This is a genomic window from Micromonospora sp. NPDC000089, from assembly GCF_042899365.1.
GTDB lineage: Bacteria > Actinomycetota > Actinomycetes > Mycobacteriales > Micromonosporaceae > Micromonospora.
The window spans coordinates 648271-674796 of record NZ_JBIAZT010000002.1 but is presented as its reverse complement, the minus strand read 5'-3'; the positions used below and the strand labels follow the sequence as shown (position 1 = coordinate 674796).

The following is a 26526-nucleotide window of genomic DNA, read 5'->3' as shown; positions in this document are numbered from 1 at the left end:
AACGCCTCGAAGAACCTCACCTTCAAGCCCTCAAAACCCACGATCCCCGCAACTCCCTGAAATACAGGGTGTTGCGGGGATCGCTAGAACCCGCGACGGGGGTCGGGCCCTTCGGCATGCGGTCAGTGGTCGCGCCCGGCGCGAACCGGTTGGGCCGCGCCCGGCGGCTCCACCGGCGACGCCGAGGCCGCGCGGTGGGCCCGGCGGCGCAGCCACCAGGTGCTGCCGAGGCCGCCGAGGATCGCGATCGCCAGCCCCACCCAGGAGAGGTCCTTCAGCCAGTGCTCGGCCGCCCGCCCAACGGTGTAGATCAGGTACGTCGTGCCGAAGGCCCAGACCAGGCCGCCGGCCGCGTTCGCCAGCAGGAACCGGCGGTACGGCACGTGCAGGGCCCCGGCGAGCGGGCCGGCCAGGATGCGCAGCAGCGCGATGAACCGGCCGAAGAAGACCGCCCACACGCCGTGCCGGGCGAAGGTCTGCTCGGCGTGGGCGAGCTGCGCCGGGCCGAGGTGCTTCGGGAAGCGCCGGCCCAGCCGGGCCAGCAGCGGCCGGCCCCCGCGCCGGCCGATCGCGTACCCGATGGAGTCGCCCGCGATGGCGCCGAACGCGGCGGCGGCGGCCAGCCAGTGCGGCTCGACCACGCCGGTGGCGGCGAGCAGGGCGGAGCTGACCAGCACGATCTCGCCGGGCAGCGGCACGCCCATGCTCTCCACGCCGATCACCGCGGCAACGATCAGGTAGACCACGCCCGGCGGCAGCGCGGAGAGCCAGTGCTGTACGTCGACCACGCCCGAACCCTACTCCGAGCGGGGCGGTCGACAGGATCCTTCGGGTTGCGCAGATAGCAAGACGGACGTACGGTTTTGTAGGAACGGAATCGTCGGTAAGTGTTGCCTAAGCGGGGCGGCACCCCGGACGGTAGGAAAGACTGCTCAGGACTACTCACGGTCGCTGGTGTGAAGGAGTACGACGTGGCGAGCCTCGACACCTTCGGTGCGAAGACCCAGCTACGCGTCGGAGACGCGAGCTACGAGATTTTCAGGATCGACCAGGTTCCGGGGCACGACCGACTGCCCTACAGCCTGAAGGTCCTGCTGGAGAACCTGCTGCGGACCGAGGACGGCGCGAACATCACCGCCGACCACATCTCGCAGCTCGGCGCGTGGGACGCCAGCGCCGATCCGAGCGTGGAGATCCAGTTCACCCCAGCCCGGGTGCTGATGCAGGACTTCACCGGCGTGCCCTGCGTCGTCGACCTGGCCACCATGCGCGAGGCCGTCCGCGACCTCGGCGGCGACGCCACCAAGGTGAACCCGCTCGCCCCGGCCGAGCTGGTCATCGACCACTCGGTCATCGCCGACCTGTTCGGCCGCGAGGACGCCTTCGCCCGCAACGTCGAGCTTGAGTACGAGCGCAACCGTGAGCGTTACCAGTTCCTGCGCTGGGGCCAGACCGCGTTCAACGAGTTCAAGGTCGTCCCGCCGGGCACCGGCATCGTGCACCAGGTCAACATCGAGTACCTGGCTCGTACGATCATGGAGCGCAACGGCCAGGCGTACCCGGACACGGTGGTCGGCACCGACTCGCACACCACCATGGTCAACGGCCTGGGCGTGCTGGGCTGGGGTGTGGGCGGCATCGAGGCCGAGGCCGCGATGCTCGGCCAGCCGGTCAGCATGCTCATCCCCCGGGTCGTCGGCTTCAAGCTCTCCGGCGAGATGCCGGCCGGCACCACCGCCACCGACCTGGTGCTCACCATCACCGAGATGCTGCGCAAGCACGGCGTGGTCGGCAAGTTCGTCGAGTTCTACGGCCCCGGCGTGAGCGCGGTGCCGCTGGCCAACCGGGCCACCATCGGCAACATGTCCCCGGAATACGGCTCCACCGTGGCGATCTTCCCGATCGACGCCGAGACCGTCCGCTACCTGGAGCTGACCGGCCGCGACCCGAAGCAGGTCGCGCTGGTCGAGGCGTACGCCAAGGAGCAGGGCCTCTGGCACGACCCGGACCACGAGCCGGAGTACTCCGAGCGCCTCGAGCTGGACCTGGGCACCATCGAGCCGTCCCTGGCCGGCCCGAAGCGCCCGCAGGACCGGGTGCCGCTGGGCGCCGCCAAGACGCTGTTCCGCTCGGCGCTGACCGACTACGTCGCCGACGACAACACCGCCGAGCGCGACCTGAAGCCGGGTGTCGCCCGCGAGCAGCTGCCGCGCGGCGCCAACGGCCCGGCCGACCAGGCCAGCGCCGAGTCCTTCCCGGCCAGCGACCCGCCCGCCAACGAGTTCAGCGACCCGGCCGACGAGCCGCGCGACATGGAGAACGCGGCGGTCGGCTCGGGCGGGCGGGCCAGCAACCCGATCCGGGTGACCGGCGCCGACGGCGTCGAGTACGAGCTGGACCACGGCGCCGTGGTGATCGCCGCGATCACCTCCTGCACCAACACCTCGAACCCGCAGGTGATGATCGGCGCGGCGCTGCTCGCCCGCAACGCCGTCGACAAGGGGCTGACCCGCAAGCCGTGGGTGAAGACCACGCTCGCCCCGGGCTCCAAGGTCGTCATGGACTACTACGAGCGCGCCGGCCTCACTCCGTACCTCGACAAGCTCGGCTTCAACCTGGTCGGCTACGGCTGCACGACCTGCATCGGCAACTCCGGCCCGCTGCCGGAGGAGGTCTCCGCCGCGGTCAACGAGAACGACCTGGCCGTCGTCTCGGTGCTGTCCGGCAACCGGAACTTCGAGGGCCGGATCAACCCGGACGTCAAGATGAACTACCTGGCGTCCCCGCCGCTGGTGGTGGCGTACGCGCTGGCCGGCACCATGGACATCGACCTGGCCAACGAGCCGCTCGGCGAGGACACCGAGGGCAACCCGGTCTTCCTGCGCGACATCTGGCCGAACACCGCCGAGATCCAGGACGTCATCGCCCAGGCGATCGGCGCCGCCGGCTTCAGCGCCGCGTACGCCGACGTCTTCGCCGGTGACGAGCGCTGGCAGTCGCTGCCCACCCCGACCGGTGACACCTTCGCCTGGGCGGGCGATTCCACCTACGTCCGCAAGCCCCCGTACTTCGAGGGCATGCGGCAGGAGCCGAGCCCGGTGGTGGACTTCTCCGGCGCCCGGGTGCTGGCCAAGCTGGGCGACTCGGTCACCACCGACCACATCTCCCCGGCCGGTTCCATCAAGGCCGACTCCCCCGCCGGGAAGTACCTCGCCGAGCACGGCGTGCCGCGGCACGAGTTCAACTCGTACGGCTCGCGCCGGGGCAACCACGAGGTGATGATCCGGGGCACCTTCGCCAACATCCGGCTGCGCAACCAGCTGGTGCCCGGGGTGGAGGGTGGCTTCACGGTCAACCACCTGACCGGCGAGCAGAGCTCGATCTACGACGCCTCGACGGCGTACCAGGAGGCGGGCGTCCCGCTGGTCATCCTGGCCGGCAAGGAGTACGGCTCCGGCTCGTCCCGCGACTGGGCGGCCAAGGGCACCATGCTGCTCGGCGTCAAGGCGGTCATCGCCGAGTCGTACGAGCGGATCCACCGCTCCAACCTGATCGGCATGGGCGTCCTGCCGCTGCAGTTCCCGGTGGACACCACCGCCGAGTCGCTCGGCCTGACCGGCACGGAGACCTTCGCCATCACCGGCGTCACCGCGCTCAACGACGGCGAGACCCCGCGCACGGTCAAGGTCACCACCGACACCGGCGTGGAGTTCGACGCGGTGGTCCGGATCGACACCCCGGGCGAGGCCGACTACTACCGGCACGGCGGCATCCTGCAGTACGTGCTGCGCCGCATGATCGCCAGCTGATCGCGTACGCCCGAGAAGGGCCGCTTCCCGCGCTCGCGGGGAGCGGCCCTTCGGCGTTGCCGTCCGGCTGGGGACGATCCCGTGAGCGTCCGGGAGCTCGGGCGGGGGTGGCAGTCAGCGCGAGGCCAGCACCACCGTCCACACCCCTTCTTCGGCCGCGTCGAGGTCCGGGCGCCGCACCAGGCCCGCCGCCTGCGCCGTGCGAACGGACGGAAGGTTGTCGGCGGTGGTGCGGGCCAGCACGGGCGGGTCGGGCGTGTGCGCGGCGGCCCACTCGACGGCGTGTCGCGCCGCCTCGGTGGCGTAACCGCGTCCCCAGTGCGGCGGGGCGACGCGGTAGTACAGATTCAGCATGGGACGACCGAGCCACTGGCCGTGACGGACACCGGCGAAGCCGACCACCTCACCGCTCGTCGCCGACTGCACCGCCCAGTAACCGAACCCGTGTGTGCGCCAGTGGTCGAGCCATTCGTCGAGCAGCTGCCTGCTGGCCTCGATGTCGGTGTGTGGGCCAGCCGGGTTGAACTGGTTGGTCCGGGGATCGCCGTGGACCCGGAAGACGTCCGCCAGGTCCACGGCCGTGGGTGCGCGCAACAGCATCCGCCCGCTGCGCGTGTGGTGGGCCTCGGAGATCGGTGTGGTCCGGCCGTGGTCCACCTGTCGCTCCCTCCGGCGGGGACGTGCGACGGCCCCGCCTCACCCGCACGCTGACTGGCAGAACTATGCCACGCCGCACCGACAGCCCGGCGCGCTCGGCCGGGCCGCCCGATCCGCGCCGGTGTCCTATCGTCTACGCCATGCGCCTGGCCGCCGTGCACCTCTATCCCGTGAAGTCCCTCGCCGGCGTCGCGGCCGACCGGGCCACGGTGGAACCCTGGGGACTGCGCGACGACCGGCGCTGGCTGACCCTCAACCCGGACGGGAGCTGCCTCACCGCGCGCACCGAGCACCGCATGCTCGGCGTCAGGGCCACGCCGAGGGCCGGCGCGATCACTCTCACCGGGCTGGACGGCTCCACCCTCACCGTCGCCCAACCGAGGGACGGGCAGCCGGCCGCCACGAGCGTCTCCCGGTTGGACACCGTGCGGCTCGCGGACGACGACGCGCACGACTGGTTGTCCGACCAGTTCCAGCGCCCGCTACGGCTGGCCTGGCTCGACGAGCCGCGCCGCCGGCCGGTGTCGGCCGCCCACGGCGGCCGGCCCGACGACCCGTTGAACCTCTCCGACGCCGGCCCGCTGCTGGCGACCACGCTGCCGTCGCTGCGCCGGCTCGACGACTGGATCGCGGAGGGCGCAGCCGAGCGCGGCGAGCCGACGCCGACGCCCCTGCCGATGGCCCGGTTCCGGCCCAACGTGGTCCTCGACGGACCGATCGCGCCCTTCGCGGAGGACGGCTGGCGGACCCTGCGCATCGGCGAAGTCGACTTCCGCTTCGCCGAACGCTGCGACCGCTGCCAACTGACCCTGATCGACCCGGGCACCCTGACCACCGGCAAGGAACCGATCCGCACCCTCGCCCGACACCGTAAGGAGGACGGCCGCACGTGGTTCGGCGTCCGGTTGATCCCACTCACCGAGGGCGAGATCTACGTCGGCGATGAGGTGACCGCCGGCTGACGGCCGGGCGGCACCCAGGCACAAGCAGGCCATGCGACCGGCTGCTCACCGCCGTACTTGCACCGGAAGCCGGGGTTCGGCCGGTGATCAGGTGCGGAGGCCCTCAGCTCACCAGGGCACCACGCCGACCTCCTCGAAGAAGCCGCCGGTCGGGCCGCCGTCCGGCAGCGTCGCCAGCCGGACCGCGACCGCCGCGCCCTGTGCCGGGGTACGCACCCCGCGGAACCCGTTCAGGTCGGTGGCGACGAAGCCGGGACACGCCGCGTTGATCAGGATGTTCGTGTCGCGCAGCTCCTTGGCGTACTGGATCGTGACGGCGTTGAGCATGGTCTTCGACGGCGAGTACGCGGCCGACAGCGGGCCGGTGTCCCGCTCGTCGAGGGAGGCGGTCTGCCGGGTCAGGGAGCCGACGCCGCTGGACATGTTCACGATCCGGGGCGCCGCCGAGCGGCGCAGCAGCGGCAGCATCGCGTTGGTGACCCGCAGGACGCCGAGCACGTTGGTGTCCAGCGCCGTCCGCACGGCGGCGAGGTCGACGGTGGTGGGCTGCTGCGGCATGCCGCCGGTGACGCCGGCGTTGTTGACGAGCACGTCGAGGCGGCCGGCGCGCTCCTCGATCAGCCGGGCGGCGGCGGCCACGCCGACGTCGTCGGTGACGTCCAGCGGTACGCCGAAGGCGTCGACGCCCTGCGCGCGCAGCTTCGCCACGGCGGCCTCCCGGCGTTGCTCGTCGCGGGCGCCGACGCCGACGCGCCAGCCGAGCGCGCCCAGGCCCGCCGCGATCTCGTACCCGATTCCCTTGTTCGCGCCGGTGACCAGCGCGATCGTCGCTTCGCTCATGCGGTCGATCCTGTCCGCGCGGCACCGGGGCGACCAACACCGTCTGGGTGCTCGGTGATACCCCCCGGGTATCAGCGCGGGTACGGTGGCGGGATGGAGACCCGGGAGCTGCGCTACTTCGTCGCGGTCGCCGAGGAGCTGCACTTCGGGCGGGCCGCGCGCCGCCTCGGCATCGCGCAGCCGCCGCTGTCGCGGGCGATCCGGCAGCTCGAACGGCGGCTCGGGGTCACCCTGCTGGACCGCAACAGCCGGGGCGTCACCCTGACCCGGGCCGGGTCGGTGCTGCTGATCGAGGGTCGGGCGGCCATCGACGCGGTCGAGGCCGCCGACCGCCGTACCCGGCGCGCCGCCCGTGTCGCGTCCGGCGAGCCCGGCCTGGTCCTGGTCACCAAGGCCGGCACGGGCGGCGAACTGCTGCCGAAGCTGCTCGACGCGTACGCCGCCGAGCCCGACGCGGTCAGCGTGGAGGTGCTGCTCTGCGGCATCGGCGAGCAGGAGCGCCTGCTACGCGACGGGCGGGCCGACGTGGCGCTGCTGCACCGGCCCTTCGACTCGGTGACCGGTTTCGACGCCGAGGAGCTGCGCACCGAGCAGCAGGTCCTGGTCCTGCCGGTCGGGCATCCGCTGACCAGCCGGGCGGAGCTGCGGCGGGCCGAGGTCGAAGCGCTGCTCGACCTGCCGCTGCCGCGCTGGCCCCACCACGACGGCAGCTACCCGGACGGGCCGGGCCCCCAGGTGCGGGACCACGCACAGCTCTACCAGCTGATCGCCCTGGGCAGGGCGGCGGCGGTGCTGCCGGAGTCGTGCCGGACCTATCTGCGGAACGACCTCGCCACCGTGCTCGTCTCCGACGCCCCGACGGTGACCACGGTGATCGCCTGGCCCCCGCACAGCCGGTCCCTCGCCGTCGCCGGGCTGGTGCGGGCCGCCACCCGCCTCTGATCCGACGGGCTCCGCCCGCCGTCGCAGTAGTCTGACGGGCGGAGACCGACGGCGGGAGAAGGCATGGCATCGGGGCGGGTGCTGGTGATCGGTCTCGATCCGGTCCGGATTCCGGGCTGGGATCCCACCCCGGTCGTGGCGGCCATCGCACGCGGCCAGGCCCGGTTCGAGGCGTACGGCATCGAGGCCGACCTGTGCCTGGTCGCCCCCGACGACAACCCCGAGGCGGCGGTCGTCGCGGCACTGACCCGGCAGGACTACGCCTGCGTGGTGGTCGGCGGCGGCATCCGCAAGCACGAGCCGCTGCTCCCGCTCTTCGAGCAGCTGGTCAACCTGGTGCGGCAGCACGCTCCCGGGGCGGCCATCGCCTTCAACAGCACCCCGGACGACACCGCCGACGCCGCGCTGCGCTGGCTGCGGTAGGCGGCCGAAAAGATCACGCGCGCCGGTCGGCGCTTGGGTAGCGTGCCGGACGTGATCGAGTTCGTCGAGCGACACACCGTGCTCTCCGTCGTGGTCGGGTCGCGGGCGTACGGGCTGCACGGCCCGGACTCCGACCACGACCGGCGGGGCGTGTTCGTCGCGCCCACCCGGGCGTTCTGGCGCCTGGACAAGCCGCCCACCCACCTCGACGGGCCGGCGGCCGAGCAGTTCTCCTGGGAGTTCGAACGGCTCTGCGTGCTCGCCCTGCAGGGCAACCCGACCGTGCTGGAGGTGCTCTGGTCCCCGCTGGTCGAGACGGTCACCGCCGACGGCGAGGAGCTGCGGGCCAACCGGCGGGCGTTCCTGTCCCGGCGGGTGGCCGAGACGTACGGCGGCTATGCCCGCGAACAGCTCGCCCGGGTGACCGCCCGCCGCGAGCGGACCGGCGAGACCAACCACAAGCAGGCCATGCACATGATCCGGCTGCTCTTCGCCGGGGCGCACGTGCTGCGCACCGGGGAGGTGCTGGTCGACGTGCGGCACCTGCGCGACCGGCTGCTCGCGGTGCGCGGCGGCGAGCTGCCCTGGGACGCGGTCACCGGCTGGGCTTCGGAGCTGCTCGCCGAGCTGGCCGAGGCGGCCGCCACCACCGCACTGCCCGAGCTGCCCGACCGGGCCGCCGTGGACCGGCTGCTCACCGCCGTACGGGAGAGGAACCTGCCGTGACCACCGAGGTGCCGGCTGAACCGGCGCACCTCGTTCCCCATTTACGCAGCTCCCGGCCTCGGCCAGCGATTCTGCGTCACGACCCGGGTCTTGCCGCAAGCCCCCCGGTGCGCAAAACGTTAGAAGTGGCGGGAGGTCGCCTCCCGAATCCGGTTCGCCTCGCGCCGCTTCATCGCGTACTCGAGCAGCGTGATCAGCACCTGCTTGGCCGACTCCCGCTCCCGCGCGTCACACAGCAGCACCGGTACGCCCGGATCCAGGTCGAGCGCCACCTGCACCTCATCCAGCCGGTACCGTCGGGTGTCGTCGAAGCAGTTCACCGCCACCACGAACGGCGTGCCGCGGCCCTCGAAGTAGTCGATCGAGGGGAAACAGTCGGCCAGCCGACGGGTGTCGGCGAGCACCACCGCACCGAGCGCGCCCAGCGCCAGCTCGTCCCAGACGAACCAGAACCGGTCCTGCCCCGGCGTGCCGAACAGGTAGAGCACCAGGTCGTCGCCGAGGGTGATCCGGCCGAAGTCCATCGCCACCGTGGTGGTCGACTTCTGCTCCACTCCGGACAGGTCGTCGACGCCGATGCCGTTCTCGGTCAGCACCTCCTCGGTGCGCAGCGGCCGGGTCTCGCTGACCGCGGCCACCAGGGTGGTCTTCCCGGCGCCGAACCCGCCCGCCACCAGGACCTTGAGCGCGGTGGGCACCGACGCGACGCCGGCCGTCCGCTCAGAGCGCGCGAAGTCCATCGATCACCGCCTCGAAGATGCTCTCGTCGGTCAACGCGCCGCCCGCGCCCGGCTCCCGCACCCGGACCAGGCCCCGCTCGACCAGGTCACCCAGCAGCACCCGGACCGCACCGACCGGCAGGTCCAGCCGGGCGGAGACCTCCGCCACCGACTGCACCCGCTGGCAGAGCGCCACGATCGCCACGTGCTCCGGCCCCAGGCCGGCCGCCTCGCCGACCTCCGGGACGGTCGCGGTGACCAGGGAGATCAGGTCGAAGGTGCCGGCGGCCGGGCGGGCCCGGCCCCGGGTGACCGCGTACGGGCGCACCACCGGACCGGCGTGGTCGTCGACCCACCGCTCGTGGGCGGTGTCGCCCTCGCCCGCCATCGTCGCTACTTCCCGCCGACCGGCTCGTCGGGCAGCCGGCCCGGCGAGGCGACGTACCGGCCCACCCGGGTCACCAGCATCGCCATCTCGTACGCGATCAGGCCGACGTCGGCGTCCTCGCCGGCCAGCACGGCCAGGCAGGCGTTGCGGCCGGCCGCGGTGACGAACAGGAAGGACGACTCCATCTCGATGATGGTCTGCCGGACCTCGCCGCCGGCGAACCGCTTGCCGGCGCCCCGGGCGAGGCTCTGGATGCCCGCCGCCATCGCGGCCAGGTGCTCGCCGTCGTCCCGGCCGAGCCCACTCGACGAGGCCATCATCAGCCCGTCGGTGGAGAGCGCGACCGCGTGATCGGCGTGCTGCACCCGGCCGATCAGATCGTTCAACAACCACGCCAGGTCGGCGCTCGTCGCCGTCTGCTGCCCCACTCGTCGCCCTCTTCCCCGGCTGGTGTCGCCGTCCTCGTCGCCGTCGTACGGTGTGGTACCCGTCAGGCGGGCGGCGTATCGTCCCCGGCCCGCTCACCGGGCTCCCGACCGGCCGCCTCGCGGCGACCCCGCCGGGTGCCCGCCTGGTACGCACTCATCATCCGGCGTACCTGCTCCGGCGCGCGCCGTAGCGGCGCGTCCGATCCGGCCTCGGCCGGCTCGTCCCGCAACTGCGGGGCGAGGCTCGCCTGCCGGACCCGCACGGGCAGGCCGGCGCCGGTCACCCCGCCGTCCAGAGTAGGTGGCGACCCCTGCGCTCCGCTTGCCGGTCGCACCGAGGGGTCCACCGGCGGTGGCTCCGGCGACGGTACGGCCCGGGCGGGCAAGCCCTCCGGGTCCGGCGTCGGCGGCCGCGCCGCGGCGGGGCGGGTGCGCCGGCGCGAGGGCAGACCGGCCGGGGTCAACGGCGGCGCCGGCTTCTCACCCGGGCCGGCGGCGGCCGGGGACGGCGCGGATGCCTCACCGACCGGCGGCGCGGCGGCGGCGCGGCTCGGCAAGGCGACGGCCCGGGTCGGCGCGGGCTGGTCGGCGGTGGGAACCGGCGGGGCGGCCTGCGGGCGGGGCGGCGCGGCGGCCACCGCCCGGTCACCGTCCACGGGGTACGGACCCGGCGCGCCCAGTCCGACCGGGAAACCGCCGGACGGGCTCGGATCGCCGGTCTCCACCAGCTCGCTCGGGATCAGCACGACGGCGGTGATCCCGCCGTGCGGGGACTCCCGCAGCCGCACCTGGACGCCGTGCCGCTCGGTCAGCCGGCTCACCACGTACAGGCCGAGCCGGGCGGCGTCGGCCAGGTTCAGCTCGGACCGGTCGACGATCCGGGCGTTCGCGGCGACCAGGTCCTCCTCGGCCATGCCCAGGCCGCGATCGGAGACCTCCAGGGCGAACCCGTTCGCCACCGGCTCACCGCGCACCTCGACGGTGGTGTGCGGAGGCGAGAAGGACAGCCCGTTCTCGATCAGCTCGGCGAGCAGGTGGATGACGTCGCCGACCGCCCGGCCGGCCAGCGACACCGGCCCGAGCGGCAGCACGTCGACCCGGGTGTAGTCCTCGACCTCGGCCACCGCGCCCCGGACCACGTCCACCATGGGCACCGAGCGACGCCAGGCCCGGCCGGGGGTCGCGCCGGAGAGCACGATCAGGTTCTCCGCGTTGCGCCGCATCCGGGTGGCCAGGTGGTCCACCCGGAACAGGTCCGCCAGCTCGTCGGCGTCCTGCTCCCGCCGCTCCATCGCGTCCAGCAGGGCGAGTTGCCGGTGCACCAGGGCCTGGGTGCGCCGGGCCAGGCTGAGGAACACCCCGCGCACGTTGCGGCGCAGCGCCGCCTGCTCCACGGCGGTCCGGACGGCGGTCTCCTGCACGGCGTCGAACGCCCGGCCGACCTGGCCCACCTCGTCGTCGCCGAGGTCCAGCGGCGGGACCTCGCGGGCCACGTCCACCTTCTCGCCCCGGCCGAGCCGGTCGACCACGTCGGGCAGCCGCTCGTCGGCCAGCCGCTGCGCCGCGTCCCGCAGCCGTTCCAGCCGGCGGACCAGGGTGCGGGCGGTGGTGACCGACACGACGACCGAGGCGATCACGGCGAGCAGGCCGAGGCCGGCGGCGAGCACCAATCGGACGATGACCCCCACCGCCACCGGCGCCGCCCGGTCGATCAGCGCGTCACCGACCGCCCCGCCGAACTGCTCCTGCGCCGCCAGCGCCGGGCCCACCGCCGCCTGCCACTCCCGCGCGCTCACCGGCGGCGCGGCGTCGGCCCGGGACTGCTGCACGATCCGGTCCTCCACCGCGCGCAGCCGGGTGAACGGCTCCGCGGCGACCAGTTGCCCGTAGCGGGACTGGTCGGCGGCGGGCAGCTCGGCCACCGCCGCGGCGCCGAGGTACCGCTGCGCGCCGACCAGCTGGGCGAACCGGCCGTGCTCCGGGTCGGTCAGCCGACCCGCGGCGAGCGCGCCGCTGAGCAGGGCGTCCTGTTGGGACATCAGCTCGCGTACCTGGTAGACGTCAACCAGCGCGGCGCTCTGCGCGGCGATCCTGGGGTCGTCGAGCCGGCCGAGCGCGCGGTACATCCACAGCATCTCGGTGACCACCGAGGTGTAGGCGTCGGCGGCCCGGGCCCGGTCGAGCCGGCCGGCAGCCACCGACTGCCGGACGTCGTCGAGCCCGTCCAGGCCGGTCAGCACCGCGTCGATCCGTTCCCGGGTCTCGTCGCTGGTGGCCAGCCGCGCCTGCCAGCCGCCCACCGAGGCCCGGAACGCCTCGACCGCCCGGCCGGTGCGCGCCGCCTGCGCGGTCAGCTCGGCGCGTTCCCGGTCCTGCGGGCGCCCCAGGTACGTGGTGGCCAGCCGGCGCTCCGTCTGCAACGCGGTGACCAGCGGCTCGCCGGGCTCGGCGACCCTACTGTCCAGGGTCTGCACCCAGAGCAGGTTGAACCCGTCCCGTACGGTGACCCACGCGGCGAAGGACCAGAGCGCGACCAGCGACGCCAGCAGGGCGATGACCTTGGTACGCAGGCGGGCGCTGCCGGAACCCATCACACCGTCCCCGGATCGTGGCCGCCGGACGCCGGCGGCGTCGCGACGGATCGAACCCGGCGCACGCTAGCAGCCGCCGCGGCGATCACTCAACCTTCACCGACTCGCGCGGCGGGCGTGGCCGGCCGTGGCCGCCGGCGGCGACGGCGCTCCGGCGGAGGTGAATCCGGGCGGGACCGGCCACCCTGTGCCAGGCTCAGGGGCATGGACGACAAGACCATTCTGCACCGCATCTCCGAGCTGGTCGACGAGGAGCACCGGCTCCGCTCGGAGGCCCAGACCCACGAGGCGGGGACCGAGGGCGAGGCCAAGGAGCGGCTGCGCGCCCTGGAGGAGTCCCTCGACCAGTGCTGGGACCTGCTGCGCCGCCGCCGGGCGGCCCGGCAGGCGCACGGCGACCCGGACGCCCAGGGCGAGCGCCCGCTCTCCGAGGTCGAGCGCTACCTGCAGTAGCGGCAGCCGTAACGGCCGGCGCCCCGGGAGCCCGTACGGCCCCCGGGGCGCCGTCCGCCGTACGTCAGCGGAGGCCCGCGGCCCGCAGCAGCGCCCCGGTCAGCTCGTCCGGGTCGGCCGCCTCCGGTGGCAGCCCGCGGGCGGCGAACCATGTCGCCACCACCCGCACGTCCCGGGCCAGGAACTCCGGCCCCTGCGGGTTGGCCACCACGTCGACCACCTGCGGCAGGTCGATCACGACCAGCCGGCCGGCGTGCACCAGCAGGTTGTACGGGGACAGGTCGCCGTGGGCGTACCCGGCCCGGGCGAGCACCAGCAACGCGTCGACCAGCTGCTCCCACAGCGAGCGCAGCTCGCCGGGCTCGGGCCGCAGCTGGGCCAGCCGGGGCGCGGCGGTGCCCTCGTCGTGGTCGCCGACGAACTCGAGCATGAGCTCGGTGCCGATCAGCTGCACCGGGTACGGCACCGCGATCCGGCCCGAGTCGGCGCCGATCTCCCAGAGCCGGGCGAGCGCGGCGAACTCCGCCGCGGCCCACTGGCCGGCGATCAGCTGCCGGCCGAAGGCCGTTCGGCCGGCCATCGCCCGGTTCTCCCGGGAACGCCGGACCCGGCGGCCCTCCAGGTAGCCGGCGTCCCGGTGGAAGAGCCGGTGCTCGGGGTCCCGGTAGCGCTTGACGGCCAGCAGGCAGGACCGGTCGGTGCCGGGCACCGACCGGCGGACGAGGTGGACGTCCGCCTCCTTGCCGGTCTTCAGCACACCGAGCTCGGTGTCCCGGGCGGCCAGCTCGGTGACCAGCCAGTCCGGGTGTGGTGCGGGCCCGTGCACCGCAGCGTCCCAGGAGGACCAGGGGTCCTGCTCGGCGGCGTCGGTGTCGGGCTCGGCGAGGGCGGGCTCGGCGGCCCGGCCACGCCTCAGGAAGTGTGGTTCGTCGTCGTCGAAGCGGTTCTTGCCACGGCGCCGCGGCGCCGGGAGGTCGTGTTCGCGCACGGTGTGGGTGATCCCTTGATCGAGGCTGGTGGGGGCAGGTGGTACGACCCTGCGAAAACGGCCATGACCGACCCCCTCTCCTCGACCGGGCACCGCCCGGCTGCGCGTCCGCGCCGGCCCATGCTGGCGCTCGCCCCGACCTCGGGGCAACCCATTTACCGCGGCTCAGCCCTCACGGCGGCTCAGCCGCCGAGCACGGTGGCCACCGCGGCGATCAGCGAGTCGACCGTCCGGGTCGGCGCGAACCGGGTGTCCGTCCAGCTCCGCCCCCGGTGCAGCCAGACGCTGGGCAGGCCGACCGCGGCGGCCCCACCGATGTCCGCCTCGGGGCTGTCCCCCACCACCCAGGCGCCGCGCAGCGACATCCGGGCCCGCTGGGCGGCGAGCGCGAAGATCCGCGGGTTGGGCTTGCTGACCCCGGCCTCCTCGGAGATCACCCAGGCGGCGATGTACCGGTCCAGCCCGGTGCCCCTGATCTTGGCGTCCTGCTGGCGGACGGAGCCGTTGGTGACCACCACCGGCACCCAGCCGGCGTCGTCGGCGATCCGTAGGGCGCAGGCGACCAGCGGGTCCAGCCGGGTGTTCTCGACCACCCCGTCGTGCAGCTCGTCGACCAGGTCGATGGAGGGGATGCGCAGCCCGTACCGGTCGCGTACGGCGTCCGCGATGTCCCACCGGTCGGTCAGCCCGTCGGCGTCGATGGACAACAGCCAGTCGATGTCGGTGGGCGGCGCGCCGATGCTGTCCAGGAACTGCTGCGCCCAGGCACGGAACGGGCCCGCCCGGTCGAGCAGGGTGTTGTCCAGGTCCAGCAGGAGCAGCGGCACTCGGGCACCTTACGGGAGTGGGTTTCGCCGTCGGCAGGGCCGAGTGGCCCGCCGACGTCCGTCGGGTCGGCGGCACCGTTCGGTGGAGCCGCTGGTCGGTGGGCCGGCCGGGGGCGCGGCGCCCGTCGGGCGATGGCCCGCCGGCGGGTACGACTGCGGCGCGACGGCAACCGTGTGTCCGGCGACCCGGTGGACCGCCCGGGCGGCCGTCGCCGCGCACCCCGGGGGGTCGTAGGGGAGAGGCGGGGCCGCGACGGGAGGTGGGGTGGACGGCGAACGGGGAGGAGTGACCGGGTGCGTCGTCACCGGCCGATCCTAACCGGACCGGCCGGCCGATCCTGCCCGCGCGACGACCGCCAAATCCCAAGCCGTACGTACGGTTTGCCTATCGTGGGACCAGCTGGAACGATCGACCCGTGCCCAGAGTAAGTCAGGACCAGCTCGACGCGCGCCGGCAGGAGATCCTCGGCGCCGCGCGGGCGTGTTTCGCGCGGCACGGCTACGAGGGGGCCACGGTCCGCCGGTTGGAGGAGGCCACCGGGCTGTCCCGGGGCGCGATCTTCCACCACTTCCGGGACAAGGACTCGCTCTTCCTCGCCGTCGCCGAGGACGATGCGGCGGCCATGGTGGCGACGGTGGCCGAAAACGGTCTGGTGCAGGTGATGCGGGACCTGCTGGCTCGGGCGATGTCCCCGGACACCACCGGTTGGCTGGGCAGCCAGCTGGAGGTCTCCCGGCGGTTGCGCACCGACCCGGCGTTCGCCCGGCGCTGGGCGGAACGCTCCGCCGCCATCGCCCAGGCCACCCGGGACCGGCTCGTGCGGCAGCGCGACGCGGGGGTGCTCCGCGAGGACGTACCGATCGACGTGCTGGCCCAGTTCCTCGAGCTGGCGTACGACGGGCTGGTGCTGCACCTGGCGATGGGCCGGCCGGCCGGCGACCTCGGGCCGGTGCTCGACCTGGTCGAGGAGGCCGTGCGCCGGCGCTGAACGGGTGGTCGCCCGGCGGCACGTCTCGGGTTGGTAACTCGGGCCGGCCGGGGGTCGACCGGTGGCGGTGCGGCTCCACAATGGGCTCACCCCTGCCGAGAGGAGCCTCGATGATCCCGCTGGCCGCGCCCGGCGACACCTGGGGTGTCCCCGGACCCACGTTTCTCAAGGTCTACCTCCTGGTGGCCGTGGTGGCCCTGGTCGGCGCGGTCCTGCACCGCCGCGCGGTGCTCGCCGGCCCGGATCGGCCCGGCGGCGACCAGCTCGGCCCCCAGCAGGTCGCCTACCTCAACGGCGGCGACCAGTTGGCGGTCTGGTCCGCGCTCGGCGGCCTGCGCAGCGCCGGCGCCGTCGACGTCGGCCCCGACCGCCGGCTCGCCGCCGGCGGACCGCTGCCGACCGGGGTCACGCCGCTCGACCAGGCGATCCACCACGCCGCCGGCCGCCGGCTGTCGGCCCGCGAGCTGCGCCGGGACGAGTGGGTGGCCCGCGCGCTGGTCGAGCTGCGGCAGGGCCTGGAGCAGCGCGGGATGCTGCTCGACACGGACTCCCGGCGGGCGCTGCGCCGGGTGACCTGGCTGCCGCTCGCGGTGCTGGCCGTGGGCGTGTTGCGCCTGGTCGCCGGGATCGGCAACGGCCGCCCGGTGGGCTGGCTGGTGCTCACCCTGATCCCGCTGGGCATCGGGTACGCCCTGCTCGCGCGGGTGCCCCGACGCACTCGGGCGGCCGACACCGCGCTGGCCGGGGTGCGCCGCAGCAACGTCCACCTGGCCCCCGCCTCCGCCCCGGCGTACGCCACCTACGGCGCGGCCGGCGCGGCGATGGGCGTGGCGCTGTACGGCACGGCATCGCTCTGGGCGTTCGATCCCGGCTTCGCCGAGCAGGCGGAGATCCAGCGGCAGGCGATCGCCAGCGGCGGGGGCTGGAGTTCCGGCGGCGGCAGCGGCGGCACGTCCTGCGGCGGTGGCTCGTCCTCCTGTGGCGGCGGTAGCTCCTGCGGCGGTGGGGGCTGCGGCGGCGGGTGCGGCGGATGACCGGGCCGGCGGGAATCGGCATCGGTTGGCGGCCGGAGATCTCCGGGTTCGTCGCCGAGCTGCCCGGGCTGCGCTTCGTCGAGGTGGTGGCCGAGACCCTCGCCCCGACCGGGCCGCTGCCGGCCGGGCTGGCGGCCCTGCGGGAGCGCGGGGTGACCGTCGTACCGCACGGGGTGCGGCTCTCCCTGGGCGGCGCGGAACCGGTCGACCCGACCCGGGTGGCCCAGCTGGCGCAGGTGGCCGAGCTGGTCGACGCGCCGCTGGTCAGCGAGCACATCGCGTTCGTCCGGGCCGGCGGCCTGGAGGCCGGTCACCTGCTGCCGCTGCCGCGCAGCCGTGAGGCGGTGGCCGCGGTGGTCGCGAACGTCCGCCGGGCGCAGGCGCAGCTGCCCGTCCCGCTGGCCCTGGAACCGATCGCGGCACTGTTCGACTGGCCGGACGACGAGCTCGACGAGGTCGACTTCCTCACCGAGATCCTCGACGCGACCGGGGCGACCCTGCTGCTGGACGTGGCGAACGTGCACGCCAACGCCCGCAACCGGGGCGGCGACCCACTGGCCCTGCTCGACCGGCTGCCGCTGGAGCGGGTCGCCTACGTGCACGTCGCCGGTGGCGCCGAGCGGGGCGGCTACTACCACGACACGCACACCGACCCGGTGCCGCCCGAGGTGCTCGACCTGGTGGGTGAGCTGTGCGCCCGGGGCCGGCCGCCGGCGCTGCTGCTGGAGCGCGACGGTGACTACCCGCCCGCGCCGGCGCTGCGGGCGGAGCTGGACGCGCTCGCCGCCGCCTCGGGCTTCCCGGTGGTCACGTGACCGGGACCGGTCCCGGCGACCCGCGGTCGGGGCTCGCCGCCCGGCAGGCCGCGCTGGTCGGCGCGCTGGTCGCGGGCGCGCCGACGCCGCCCGGCTTCGCGCCCGGCCCGGTCGACGCCGCCCGCGCGGCGCTGCTGGGCAAGCGAGCCGGCGACGTCGCCCGGCACTGGCCGCTGCTCGCCGCCGGCCTGGGCGACGCCTGGTGGGACACCTTCCGGGCGTTCGCCGCGGGCCGACCCACCGCGGGCTCGCTGCGCGACGGCTGGGACCTGGCCCGTGCGCTGCGGGCGGCCGGGACGCTGCCGCCGCTGGGCGCCGACGAGCTGGCGGTCCGCGAGGCGGGCAGCCGCTACGACGGCCGGCACCCGCCACGACCACGGCGGCTGCCGGCCGTGACCCGGGCCGGCGACGCCGTCGCGGTGCAGCTCGCCGGGCGGGTACGCCTGCTGCGCCCGGCCCGCCGCTGAGCCACCCGCCCATCGGCGCGAGACGTCCGTCCGGCAGGATCGCGGGTATGGATCTGGGACTGACCGACCGGGTGTACGTGCTGACCGGCGCCTCCCGGGGGCTGGGCTTCGCCACCGCCGAGTGCCTGGTCGCCGACGGCGCCCGGGTGGTCGTCTCGGCGCGCGACCCGCAGCGGGTGGCCGAGGCCGTCGAGCGGCTGGGCGGCCCGACGCACGCGGTGGGGATCGCCGCCGACCTGGTCGACCCGGGTACACCGGAACGCCTGGTGGCGGCGGCCCGCGAGCAGTTCGGGCGGCTGGACGGCGCACTGGTGTCGGTCGGCGGCCCACCGCGCGGCACCGCGGCCGGGGCGACCGACGCCCAGTGGCGGGAGTCCTTCGAGACCGTCTTCCTCGGCACCGTGCGGACGGCCCGGACGGTGGCCGCCGCGCTCACCGCCGGCGGCGCGGTCGGTCTGGTGCTGTCCACCTCCGCGCGCAGTCCGCTGCCCGGGCTCGGCATCTCCAACGGGCTGCGCCCCGGCCTCGCCGGGGTGGCGAAGGACATGGCCGACGAGTACGGCCCGCGCGGCGTACGGGTGCTGGGGCTGCTGCCCGGGCGGATCCTGACCGACCGTAACCGGGAGCTGTTCGCCGCCACCGGCGACGCCGAGGCGGCCCGGGTCGAGGCGGAGGCCGGCATCCCGCTACGCCGGGTCGGCGAGCCGGCCGAGTTCGGTCGGGTCGCCGCCTTCCTGCTCTCCCCCGCCGCCGGCTACGTCACCGGGATCACCGTGCCGGTCGACGGCGGCGCGACCCGCGGCCTGTGACCGGCGCCGACGCACCGCCACCGCGGGACGCCGTCACCGGACGGCGGGCCGCCGCCGCGCCCAAGGGCCCGGGCACCCACGACGCGTCCGCCGCCCGGCGGGGCGACCGAGACGCGACGGCGCGGGCCGGCCGGCCGACGCGGGAGGAGCTGGCCGCGGCGGCCGACCGGACCATCCCGGACGTCCTCGCGCCCGGGCTGGACGTGCTCTTCGTCGGGATCAACCCCGGGCTGTGGTCGGCGGCGACCGGCCGGCACTTCGCCCGACCGGGCAACCGGTTCTGGCCGGCGCTGCACCGCGGCGGCTTCACCCCGCGCCTGCTACGCCCCGACGAGCAGGACCTGCTGCCCGCCCTCGGCCTGGGCATCACCAACATGGTGGCGCGGGCCAGCGCCCGGGCCGACGAGCTGACCCCCGCCGAGCTGCTCGCCGGGGCGCAGCTGCTGGCCGGCAAGGTGGCCGGGTACCGCCCCGCCTGGGTGGCGGTGGTGGGGGTGACCGCGTACCGGATCGGGTTCGCCCGGCCGAAGGCCGGCTTCGGGCCGCAGCCGGAGCTGCTGGCCGACGCGCGGCTGTGGGTGCTGCCCAATCCCAGCGGGCTGAACGCGCACTTCACCCCGGAGACGCTCGGCGCCGCCTTCGCCGAGCTGCGGGCCGCCGTGCGGGCCGGCACGGCCGGTGCCACCGTGGAGGCATGACCGTACCGCCGGAGCCGGACTGCTGGCTGCACCCCGACGTCGAGGTGCGCGCCTCGATCATCGCCGGGAGCGGGCTGTTCGCCGCGGCGCCGCTGCCGGCCGGGACCGTGGTGTCCCGGCTCGGCGGGCGCCTGGTGTCGACCGACGAGCTGCGGAAGGCCCTGTCCACCGCGGCCGGCGACCCGGGCCGGCCGTACGTGGACACCGTCATGATCGACGAGGCCGTCCACCTGCTGCTGCCGCCGCGCCGACCGAACGGGTACGGCAACCACGGCTGCGACCCGAACCTGTGGTGGACCGGCCCGTACGCGCTGTCCACCCGGCGGGACGTCGCAGCCGGCGAGGAGCTGACCAACGACTACGCCACCAGCACCGGCGACCCGGGGTTCGTGCTGACGTGCGACTGCGGCTCACCGCGGTGCCGGCGCACGGTCACCGGGAACGACTGGCGGCTGGCGGAGCTGCGCGGGCGCTACGGCGAGCACTGGGTGCCCGGGCTGCTGGCCCGGATCCGCACCTCCTCGGGATGACGCGGGTCCTCGGCACGATCGGTCGGTCGGCGCGGCGGGTGGCACGCCCCCGCTCGTCGCGGACGGCGACGCCGCACCAGGCAGGGCCGTACGCCGTCGCCCCACCGACGGTCAGTCGGTCACCCGGGCGACGAACCCGGCCAGGTTCGCCACGGTCCGCTGGATCTTCTCCTCCTCGGTGAGCGACTCGTGCAGCCGCGCCCCGGCGCCCGCCTGCTTCTTACCCCGGACGTACAGCGAGCAGGCGAGGTCGCTGCAGAGGTAGGTGCCGACCGAGTTGCCCTGCTGCCCGGCCTTGCCCGCCTTCGGCGCGACCATCAGCGAGACGCCGCCGGTGTGGGTGGTCAGGCACATCGAGCACATGCCGCGCCGCGGTTGCGCGGCGGTGGGGCTGGGGCAGCGCAGTGCGATGCCGGTGGGGCGGTCGCCCAGCTCGGCGACGAGGTAGGCGCGCTGCGGCGCCTGCGGGTCTCGCCAGCCGAGGAAGTCCAGCTCGGCCCAGGGCCGCTCGGCGAGGTCGCGCGGGACGAAGAGGCGCTTCGCCTCCCCCTTGGTGCAGTTCACGAACGCGGTACGGATCTCAGACTCGGTCAGTGACCTCATGAAGGCCACGGTAATTTGCCTAAAGCCTTTAGGCAAAGTCATTATGGGTTAGCTCATACGACAGGAGGGTCATGGCACGCGTAGGTCTGACTCCGGAACGCCTGACGCTGGCCGGGGCGGAGCTGGCCGACGAGGTCGGCCTCGACCAGGTCACCGTGTCGGCGCTGGCCCGGCGGTTCGACGTCAAGGTCGCCAGCCTCTACTCGCACGTCCGGAACTCCCAGGACCTCAAGACCCGGATCTCACTGCTCGCGCTCGAGGAGTTGGCCGCGCGGGCCGCCGACGCCGTGGCCGGACGGTCCGGCAAGGACGCCCTGACCGCGCTCGGCAACGTCTACCGCGACTACGCGCGGGAGCACCCCGGCCGGTACGCCGCGACCGGGGTCCGGCTCGACCAAGAGGCCGCGGCCGCCAGCGCCGGCGGACGGCACGCCCGGATGACGCGCGCGATCCTGCGCGGCTACGACCTCACCGAGCCGGACCAGACGCACGCCGTCCGGTTGCTGGGCAGCACCTTCCACGGGTACATCAGCCTGGAGATGGGCGGCGGATTCAGCCACAGCGCCCCGGACACCGAGGAGACCTGGGCCCGGATCCTGGACGCCCTCGACGCCCTGCTGCGCAACTGGCCGCGCGCCGCCCCGGACGAACGGCGTTGATCCCGAGCCGATCACGGTCAGTTGGCCGCGGCGGGCGGCATGGCCTCCTGGGCGACGTACGTGCCCATCGGCACCGTGGTGATGATCGGCTCGGGCTCGATGGCGTCCGCGTACGGGGCGGGCGAGTCCGCGACGGCGAACTGGGTGCGGTACAGCTCCGCGTAGAGGCCGCCGACGGCGACCAGCTCGTCGTGCCGGCCGCGCTCCACGATCCGCCCGTCGTCGAGGACGAGGATCTGGTCGGCGTCCCGCACGGTGGAGAGCCGGTGCGCGATGACCAGCGCGGTACGCCCGGTCAGCGCCACCGCCAGCGCCCGCTGCACCGCCGCCTCGCTCTCCGAGTCGAGGTGCGCGGTGGCCTCGTCGAGGATCACGATCGACGGCGCCTTGAGCAGCAGCCGGGCGATCGCGATGCGCTGCTTCTCGCCGCCGGAGAAGCGGTAGCCGCGCTCACCGACCATGGTCTCCAGACCGTCCGGCAGCGAGCGCACCAGGTCGCCGATCTGCGCGCCGGCCAGCGCGGCCCAGATCTCGTCGTCGGTGGCGTCCGGCTTGGCGTAGCGGAGGTTCTCGGCGATCGTCTCGTGGAACAGGTGCGAATCCTGGGTGACCACGCCGATCTCGTCGCGCAGCGAGGCGAGGGTGGCGTCCCGGACGTCGACCCCGCCGACGCGTACCTCGCCGTCGCTGACGTCGTAGATCCGGGAGATCAGCATGGACAGCGTCGACTTGCCCGCGCCGGACGGCCCGACCAGGGCGACCATCTGACCCGGCTCAACGGTGAACGAGACGCCCTTGAGCACCGGCTCGTTGACCGTACGGTCCAGCGTGGCGACCTCCTCCAGCGAGGCCAGGGAGACCTCGGAGGCGGCCGGGTAGCGGAACCGGACGTCGTGGAACTCGACCCGGGCGGCGCCGCGTGGCACCGGGACCGCGCCGGGCTTCTCCTGGATGCCGGGGCGCAGGTCGAGCACCTCGAAGACCCGGTCGAAGGAGACCAGCGCGCTCATCACGTCGACCCGGACGTTGGACAGCGCGGTGAGCGGGCCGTAGAGGCGGGTGAGCAGCAGCGCGAGCGTCACCACGGTGCCGGCGCTGACGCCGCCGGTGACCGCCAGCCAGCCGCCGAGCCCGTAGGTCAGCGCCTGGGCCAGCGAGGCGACCAGCAGCATCGCCACGAAGAAGGTGCGCGAGTACATCGCGGACTGGATGCCGATGTCACGGACCCGCTCGGCCCGGCCGGCGAACCGGCGGGCCTCGACCTCGGGCGCGCCGAAGAGCTTGACCAGCAGCGCCCCGGACACCCCGAACCGCTCGGTCATGGTCGCGTTCATCTTGGCGTCGAGGTTGTACGACTCCCGGGTGATCTCGGCCAGCCGCTTGCCGACCCGGCGGGCCGGGATGATGAAGATCGGCAGCATGACCAGCGACAGGGTGGTGATCTGCCAGGAGAGGGTGAACATCACCCCGGCGGTGAGCACCAGCTGGATCACGTTGCTGACCACGCCGGACAGGGTGGAGGTGAACGCCCGCTGGGCGCCCATCACGTCGTTGTTGAGCCGGCTGACCAGCGCCCCGGTCTGGGTGCGGGTGAAGAACTGCAGCGGCATCCGCTGGACATGGTCGTAGACCCGGGTGCGCAGGTCGAGGATGATCCCCTCGCCGATCCGGGCCGAATACCACCGCTGGGCCAGCGAGAACAGCGCGTCGGCGACGGCCAGCGCCGCGATGATCAGCGCCAGCCGGACGATGGTGCCGCCGGCCTCGGTGCCGCCCCGGGTGATCGTGTTGATCACGTCGCCGGCCAGCACCGGGGTGGCCACCCCGATGATCGCCGCGATCACCACGGTGACCAGGAAGACGATGATGTCGCGCCGGTACGGCCGGGCGAAGGCGACGATCCGGCGGGCGGTGCCCCGGGTCAGTTGGTGGCCGGAGACCTCGTCGCGGCTGCGGATCGACCGGAGCATGCTCCACCCGGCCATGCCGCCACCGTGCATCGGGCTGGACATCAGTCACCTCCGGGTCGTGGCAGCGCGCGCCGTCGGGTCAATTCTCCCGACGACTACGACAACCTCGCGAGTAACCCGGGTCTTCCCGAGCGGTCCTTACTATTCTCCCCGGCCGGCCAGGTCGCGCAGCCGGCGGGTCTGCGCCTCGCGCTCGGCGCGCTGCTGCTGCGCGTGGCTGCGGGTGACGGCGCCGGCGATCAGCGCCTTGATCTCCACCACCGCGTCGCGGTTTGCGGCGAGCAGGCCGGCGGTCAGGTCCCGCACCGCGGCGTCCAGCTCGGCGTTCGGCACCACCAGGGTGGCCAGGCCGATCCGGTCGGCCTCGGCGGCGTCCATCCGGCGGCCGGTGGCGCAGATCTCCAGTGCGCGGGAGTAGCCGACCAGCTCGACCAGGCGCCGGGTGCCGGCCAGGTCGGGCACCAGGCCGAGGGTGACCTCGGCCATCGACAGCTTGGCGTCCTCGGCGAGCACCCGCAGGTCGCAGGCCAGGGCGAGCTGGAAGCCGGCGCCGATGGCGTGCCCCTGGACGGCCGCCACCGAGATCACGTCCGGCCGGTGCAGCCAGGTGAAGCCCTGCTGGTACTCCGCGATGCGCTCGGCGCACTCCTGCTCGGGCAGGGTCGCCAGCTCGGCGAAGGAACCCGGGCCGGAGGCGCCGGCCACCGACAGGTCGAGGCCGGCGGAGAAGGCCCGGCCCTCGCCGCGTACCACGACCACCCGGACGTCACCGGGCAGGTCGCGGGAGAAGTCGCTCATCGCCTGCCAGATGGCGGGCGTCTGGGCGTTGAGCACGTCGGGCCGGCACAACGTCACCGTCGCGACCGGCCCGTCGCAGTGGAGGCGCACCCCGGTGGTCTCGGTGGTCACCCGACCCCCCGGAGCGCGGCGCAGAGAAACGACGCCGGTGGGCGGGTCACGCCTTCTTGCGGCGCCGGGCGCCGCCGCGCTGACGCAGCTGCACCCCGGACTCGGTGAGCACCCGGTGGATGAACCCGTAGGAACGGCCGGTCGAGGCCGCCAGCGAACGGATGCTCTCCCCGGCGGTGTACCGCTTTACCAGGTCCTTGGCGAGCGTCTGACGCTCGGCCCCGACGATCCGGCGACCCTTCTCAGTGCTGGTGGCTGTGCCAGTGGCTGCCATGCTGATTCCTCACGTCCCAGACTGTGCGGTTCGGATACGGTCCCACCTATTAGACCGCCTCGAACGATCATGCGCCAGATATCAACTCTTCGCCAACCGACACGCTATGCAGTGTCAGCTTCCCGATCGAGTGATCCTGCCGACCGGCCGACGATGATCCGACGCACCCGGGTGTGGTGCGCCGCCGTCAGGCCAGCTCGACCAGTTCCAGCAGGTCGTCGCTCCAGGCGTCCTCGTCACCGTCGGGCAGCAGGATGGCCCGGTCGGGCTTGAGCGCGAGCACCGCGCCCGGGTCGTGGGTGACCAGCACGATCGCCCCGGGATAGTTGGCGATCGCGTCGAGCACCTGCTCCCGGCTGACCGGGTCGAGGTTGTTCGTCGGCTCGTCCAGCAGCAGCACGTTCGCCCCGGAGCAGACCAGCGTCGACAGGGCCAGCCGGGTCTTCTCCCCGCCGGAGAGCACCCCGGCCGGCTTGTCCACGTCGTCACCGGAGAAGAGGAACGCGCCGAGGATCTTGCGCAGGTCGGTGTCGGACTGCTCGATCGCGGCGGCCCGCATGTTCTCCAGGACCGTGCGCTCGACGTCCAGCGTCTCGTGCTCCTGGGCGTAGTAGCCCAGCCGCAGCCCGTGCCCGGCGTGCACCTCGCCGGTGTCCGGCGGGAGCAGGCCGCCGAGCATCCGCAGCAGGGTGGTCTTGCCGGCGCCGTTGAGCCCGAGGATGGCCACCCGGGAGCCGCGGTCCACCGCCACGTTGACGTCGGTGAAGATCTCCAGCGACCCGTACGACTTGGACAGGCCGCTGGCGGTGAGCGGGGTCTTGCCGCACGGCGCCGGGTTCGGGAAGCGGACCTTCGCCACCTTGTCGGAGACGCGTACCTCCTCCAGGCCGGAGATCAGCTTCTCGGCCCGGCGAGCCATGTTCTGCGCGGCGACGGTCTTGGTGGCCTTGGCCCGCATCTTGTCCGCCTGGGCCATCAGCGCGCCGGCCTTCTTCTCGGCGTTGGCCCGCTCCCGGCGGCGGCGCCGCTCGTCGGTCTCCCGCGCCTCCAGGTACGCCTTCCAGCCCAGGTTGTAGACGTCCACCACGGACCGGGTGGCGTCCAGGAACCAGACCTTGTTGACCACCGACTCCAGCAGCGAGCCGTCGTGGGAGATCACGATCAGGCCGCCCTTGTGGTTGGCCAGGAAGCCGCGCAGCCAGGTGATCGAGTCGGCGTCCAGGTGGTTGGTCGGCTCGTCGAGCAGCAGGATGCCGCCGCCGTTCTCGCCGGCGTCGCGGAACAGGATCCGGGCCAGCTCGATGCGGCGGCGCTGACCGCCGGAGAGGGTGCCGATGGTCTGCGCGAGGGCCCGGTCGGGCAGACCCAGGTTGGCGCAGATCCGGGCGGCCTCGGCCTCGGCGGCGTACCCACCGAGCGCGGCGAACTGGTCCTCCAGCGCGCCGTACCGGCGGACCAGCTTGTCCTCCGGGTTCTCGGCGAGCTGCTCCTCGACCTGCTTCATCTGGGCCATCAGCACGTCCAGGCCGCGGGCGGAGAGCACCCGGTCCCGGCCGGTGACCTCCAGGTCGCCGGTGCGCGGGTCCTGCGGCAGGTAGCCGATCGCGCTGCGCCGGTCGATCTCGCCCGCGTACGGCTGCCCCTCGCCGGCCAGCACCTTGAGGGTGGTGGTCTTGCCGGCGCCGTTGCGGCCGACCAGGCCGATCCGGTCGCCCGGCTGCACCCGCAGGGTGGTGTCGGACAGCAGGATCCGGGCGCCGGCGCGCAACTCCAGGCCGGTGGCAGTGATCATGTCGGGGAACTCGCTCTCGGGGTCCGGAAGGGCTGACTCAGGGCACGCGAAACGCACCGCGGCCGGGGACCGTCGGTGCGGGGCGGTTCAGCCTTCGCAGAGCAGCACCCGACAAGTGTACCGGGGCGTCGTCCAGGTCGGATTACCGAGCAAGATCATCGGGTATCGAACCGCCGTCCGGACCCGGTCCGGCGCTGACGGCGTACCACAGGACATTTCACGCG

Annotated in this window: 28 protein-coding genes; 14 read left to right on the top strand and 14 right to left on the bottom strand. The window is 74.0% G+C overall.

From position 1 onward, the window contains the following. Positions 1 to 122 precede the first annotated feature (122 nt). Complete coding sequence (locus tag ACFY3U_RS06570; protein WP_387195904.1) at positions 123 to 788, bottom strand: DedA family protein; 666 nt, start codon at positions 786 to 788, stop codon at positions 123 to 125. Between the two features lie 168 nt (positions 789 to 956). On the opposite strand from ACFY3U_RS06570, the gene ACFY3U_RS06565 reads away from it, so the two are divergent. Further along, positions 957 to 3809 carry an aconitate hydratase gene (locus tag ACFY3U_RS06565; protein WP_387195901.1) on the top strand — a complete coding sequence of 951 codons (2853 nt, stop codon included), beginning with the start codon at positions 957 to 959 and terminating at the stop codon, positions 3807 to 3809. A gap of 114 nt (positions 3810 to 3923) precedes the next feature. Here the strand turns inward: ACFY3U_RS06565 and ACFY3U_RS06560 are convergent, their stop codons facing one another. Next, complete coding sequence (locus ACFY3U_RS06560) at positions 3924 to 4466, bottom strand: GNAT family N-acetyltransferase (protein ID WP_387195898.1); 543 nt, start codon at positions 4464 to 4466, stop codon at positions 3924 to 3926. A gap of 140 nt (positions 4467 to 4606) precedes the next feature. On the opposite strand from ACFY3U_RS06560, the gene ACFY3U_RS06555 reads away from it, so the two are divergent. Continuing rightward, on the top strand, positions 4607 to 5428 hold the full coding sequence (locus ACFY3U_RS06555; protein WP_387195895.1) for an MOSC domain-containing protein: 822 nt from the start codon (positions 4607 to 4609) through the stop codon (positions 5426 to 5428). Positions 5429 to 5536: 108 nt separating this feature from the next. On the opposite strand, the gene ACFY3U_RS06550 is transcribed toward ACFY3U_RS06555, so the two are convergent. Then, positions 5537 to 6268, bottom strand: a complete 732-nt coding sequence (locus ACFY3U_RS06550; protein ID WP_387195892.1) for an SDR family oxidoreductase — start codon at positions 6266 to 6268, stop codon at positions 5537 to 5539. A gap of 93 nt (positions 6269 to 6361) precedes the next feature. Here ACFY3U_RS06550 and ACFY3U_RS06545 point away from each other — a divergent pair, with 93 nt between their 5' ends. From ACFY3U_RS06545 to ACFY3U_RS06535, 3 genes are all read left to right on the top strand, one after another. Then, positions 6362 to 7210, top strand: coding sequence for a LysR family transcriptional regulator (locus ACFY3U_RS06545; protein WP_387195889.1), 849 nt, complete (start codon positions 6362 to 6364; stop codon positions 7208 to 7210). Between the two features lie 63 nt (positions 7211 to 7273). After that, complete coding sequence (locus ACFY3U_RS06540) at positions 7274 to 7633, top strand: hypothetical protein (RefSeq protein ID WP_387195886.1); 360 nt, start codon at positions 7274 to 7276, stop codon at positions 7631 to 7633. Between the two features lie 51 nt (positions 7634 to 7684). Then, complete coding sequence (locus ACFY3U_RS06535) at positions 7685 to 8359, top strand: DNA polymerase beta superfamily protein (RefSeq protein WP_387195883.1); 675 nt, start codon at positions 7685 to 7687, stop codon at positions 8357 to 8359. Positions 8360 to 8478: 119 nt separating this feature from the next. On the opposite strand, the gene ACFY3U_RS06530 is transcribed toward ACFY3U_RS06535, so the two are convergent. The 4 genes from ACFY3U_RS06530 to ACFY3U_RS06515 all read right to left on the bottom strand — a co-directional run bounded on the left by ACFY3U_RS06530 (position 8479) and on the right by ACFY3U_RS06515 (position 12485). Next, positions 8479 to 9099, bottom strand: a complete 621-nt coding sequence (locus ACFY3U_RS06530; protein WP_387195880.1) for an ATP/GTP-binding protein — start codon at positions 9097 to 9099, stop codon at positions 8479 to 8481. Then, the gene (locus ACFY3U_RS06525) at positions 9080 to 9466 is read right to left on the bottom strand and encodes a DUF742 domain-containing protein (RefSeq protein ID WP_387195877.1); all 387 of its coding nucleotides are present in this window, start codon (positions 9464 to 9466) and stop codon (positions 9080 to 9082) included. The genes ACFY3U_RS06530 and ACFY3U_RS06525 overlap by 20 nt, the downstream gene beginning before the upstream one ends. A gap of 5 nt (positions 9467 to 9471) precedes the next feature. Then, positions 9472 to 9894 (bottom strand): roadblock/LC7 domain-containing protein, encoded by a 423-nt coding sequence (locus tag ACFY3U_RS06520; RefSeq protein WP_387195874.1) that lies wholly within the window; start codon positions 9892 to 9894, stop codon positions 9472 to 9474. A 62-nt stretch (positions 9895 to 9956) separates the two neighbouring features. After that, positions 9957 to 12485 (bottom strand): nitrate- and nitrite sensing domain-containing protein, encoded by a 2529-nt coding sequence (locus tag ACFY3U_RS06515; RefSeq protein WP_387195871.1) that lies wholly within the window; start codon positions 12483 to 12485, stop codon positions 9957 to 9959. Positions 12486 to 12689: 204 nt separating this feature from the next. On the opposite strand from ACFY3U_RS06515, the gene ACFY3U_RS06510 reads away from it, so the two are divergent. Continuing rightward, positions 12690 to 12938, top strand: coding sequence for a DUF2630 family protein (locus tag ACFY3U_RS06510; protein WP_387195868.1), 249 nt, complete (start codon positions 12690 to 12692; stop codon positions 12936 to 12938). 64 nt (positions 12939 to 13002) lie between these two features. On the opposite strand, the gene ACFY3U_RS06505 is transcribed toward ACFY3U_RS06510, so the two are convergent. Together ACFY3U_RS06505 and ACFY3U_RS06500 are read right to left on the bottom strand one after the other, a co-directional pair. After that, positions 13003 to 13926: a serine protein kinase RIO gene (locus tag ACFY3U_RS06505; protein ID WP_387195865.1), complete on the bottom strand. Its 924-nt coding sequence runs from the start codon at positions 13924 to 13926 to the stop codon at positions 13003 to 13005. A gap of 182 nt (positions 13927 to 14108) precedes the next feature. Beyond that, positions 14109 to 14753 (bottom strand): HAD family hydrolase, encoded by a 645-nt coding sequence (locus ACFY3U_RS06500; protein ID WP_387195862.1) that lies wholly within the window; start codon positions 14751 to 14753, stop codon positions 14109 to 14111. 416 nt (positions 14754 to 15169) lie between these two features. On the opposite strand from ACFY3U_RS06500, the gene ACFY3U_RS06495 reads away from it, so the two are divergent. From ACFY3U_RS06495 to ACFY3U_RS06465, 7 genes are all read left to right on the top strand, one after another. After that, entirely contained in the window at positions 15170 to 15742 is a 573-nt protein-coding gene (locus tag ACFY3U_RS06495) for a TetR/AcrR family transcriptional regulator (RefSeq protein ID WP_387195859.1), read from the top strand. Positions 15743 to 15852: 110 nt separating this feature from the next. Next, on the top strand, positions 15853 to 16776 hold the full coding sequence (locus ACFY3U_RS06490) for a TIGR04222 domain-containing membrane protein (RefSeq protein WP_387195856.1): 924 nt from the start codon (positions 15853 to 15855) through the stop codon (positions 16774 to 16776). Continuing rightward, positions 16773 to 17591 carry a DUF692 domain-containing protein gene (locus ACFY3U_RS06485; RefSeq protein ID WP_387195853.1) on the top strand — a complete coding sequence of 273 codons (819 nt, stop codon included), beginning with the start codon at positions 16773 to 16775 and terminating at the stop codon, positions 17589 to 17591. The genes ACFY3U_RS06490 and ACFY3U_RS06485 overlap by 4 nt, the downstream gene beginning before the upstream one ends. Beyond that, complete coding sequence (locus tag ACFY3U_RS06480) at positions 17588 to 18058, top strand: hypothetical protein (RefSeq protein WP_387195850.1); 471 nt, start codon at positions 17588 to 17590, stop codon at positions 18056 to 18058. Before ACFY3U_RS06485 ends, ACFY3U_RS06480 begins: the two co-directional genes overlap by 4 nt. Positions 18059 to 18105: 47 nt before the next feature. Next, the gene (locus ACFY3U_RS06475) at positions 18106 to 18867 is read left to right on the top strand and encodes an SDR family oxidoreductase (protein WP_387195847.1); all 762 of its coding nucleotides are present in this window, start codon (positions 18106 to 18108) and stop codon (positions 18865 to 18867) included. Continuing rightward, the gene (gene mug / locus ACFY3U_RS06470) at positions 18864 to 19565 is read left to right on the top strand and encodes a G/U mismatch-specific DNA glycosylase (RefSeq protein WP_387195844.1); all 702 of its coding nucleotides are present in this window, start codon (positions 18864 to 18866) and stop codon (positions 19563 to 19565) included. The genes ACFY3U_RS06475 and mug overlap by 4 nt, the downstream gene beginning before the upstream one ends. Next, entirely contained in the window at positions 19562 to 20095 is a 534-nt protein-coding gene (locus ACFY3U_RS06465; protein ID WP_387195841.1) for an SET domain-containing protein, read from the top strand. Before mug ends, ACFY3U_RS06465 begins: the two co-directional genes overlap by 4 nt. Before the next feature lie 111 nt (positions 20096 to 20206). On the opposite strand, the gene ACFY3U_RS06460 is transcribed toward ACFY3U_RS06465, so the two are convergent. Next, positions 20207 to 20698, bottom strand: a complete 492-nt coding sequence (locus tag ACFY3U_RS06460) for an FBP domain-containing protein (protein WP_387195838.1) — start codon at positions 20696 to 20698, stop codon at positions 20207 to 20209. 71 nt (positions 20699 to 20769) lie between these two features. Between ACFY3U_RS06460 and ACFY3U_RS06455 the strand changes: the two genes are divergently transcribed. After that, on the top strand, positions 20770 to 21357 hold the full coding sequence (locus ACFY3U_RS06455) for a TetR/AcrR family transcriptional regulator (protein WP_387195834.1): 588 nt from the start codon (positions 20770 to 20772) through the stop codon (positions 21355 to 21357). A 17-nt stretch (positions 21358 to 21374) separates the two neighbouring features. On the opposite strand, the gene ACFY3U_RS06450 is transcribed toward ACFY3U_RS06455, so the two are convergent. The 4 genes from ACFY3U_RS06450 to ACFY3U_RS06435 form a co-directional block, all read right to left on the bottom strand. After that, positions 21375 to 23357: an ABC transporter ATP-binding protein gene (locus ACFY3U_RS06450; RefSeq protein ID WP_387195998.1), complete on the bottom strand. Its 1983-nt coding sequence runs from the start codon at positions 23355 to 23357 to the stop codon at positions 21375 to 21377. Between the two features lie 111 nt (positions 23358 to 23468). Then, positions 23469 to 24236: an enoyl-CoA hydratase/isomerase family protein gene (locus ACFY3U_RS06445; protein WP_387195831.1), complete on the bottom strand. Its 768-nt coding sequence runs from the start codon at positions 24234 to 24236 to the stop codon at positions 23469 to 23471. A gap of 46 nt (positions 24237 to 24282) precedes the next feature. Continuing rightward, entirely contained in the window at positions 24283 to 24510 is a 228-nt protein-coding gene (locus tag ACFY3U_RS06440) for a helix-turn-helix domain-containing protein (RefSeq protein ID WP_302763103.1), read from the bottom strand. Between the two features lie 187 nt (positions 24511 to 24697). Next, positions 24698 to 26302, bottom strand: a complete 1605-nt coding sequence (locus ACFY3U_RS06435; RefSeq protein WP_387195827.1) for an ABC-F family ATP-binding cassette domain-containing protein — start codon at positions 26300 to 26302, stop codon at positions 24698 to 24700. Positions 26303 to 26526: the final 224 nt, after the last annotated feature.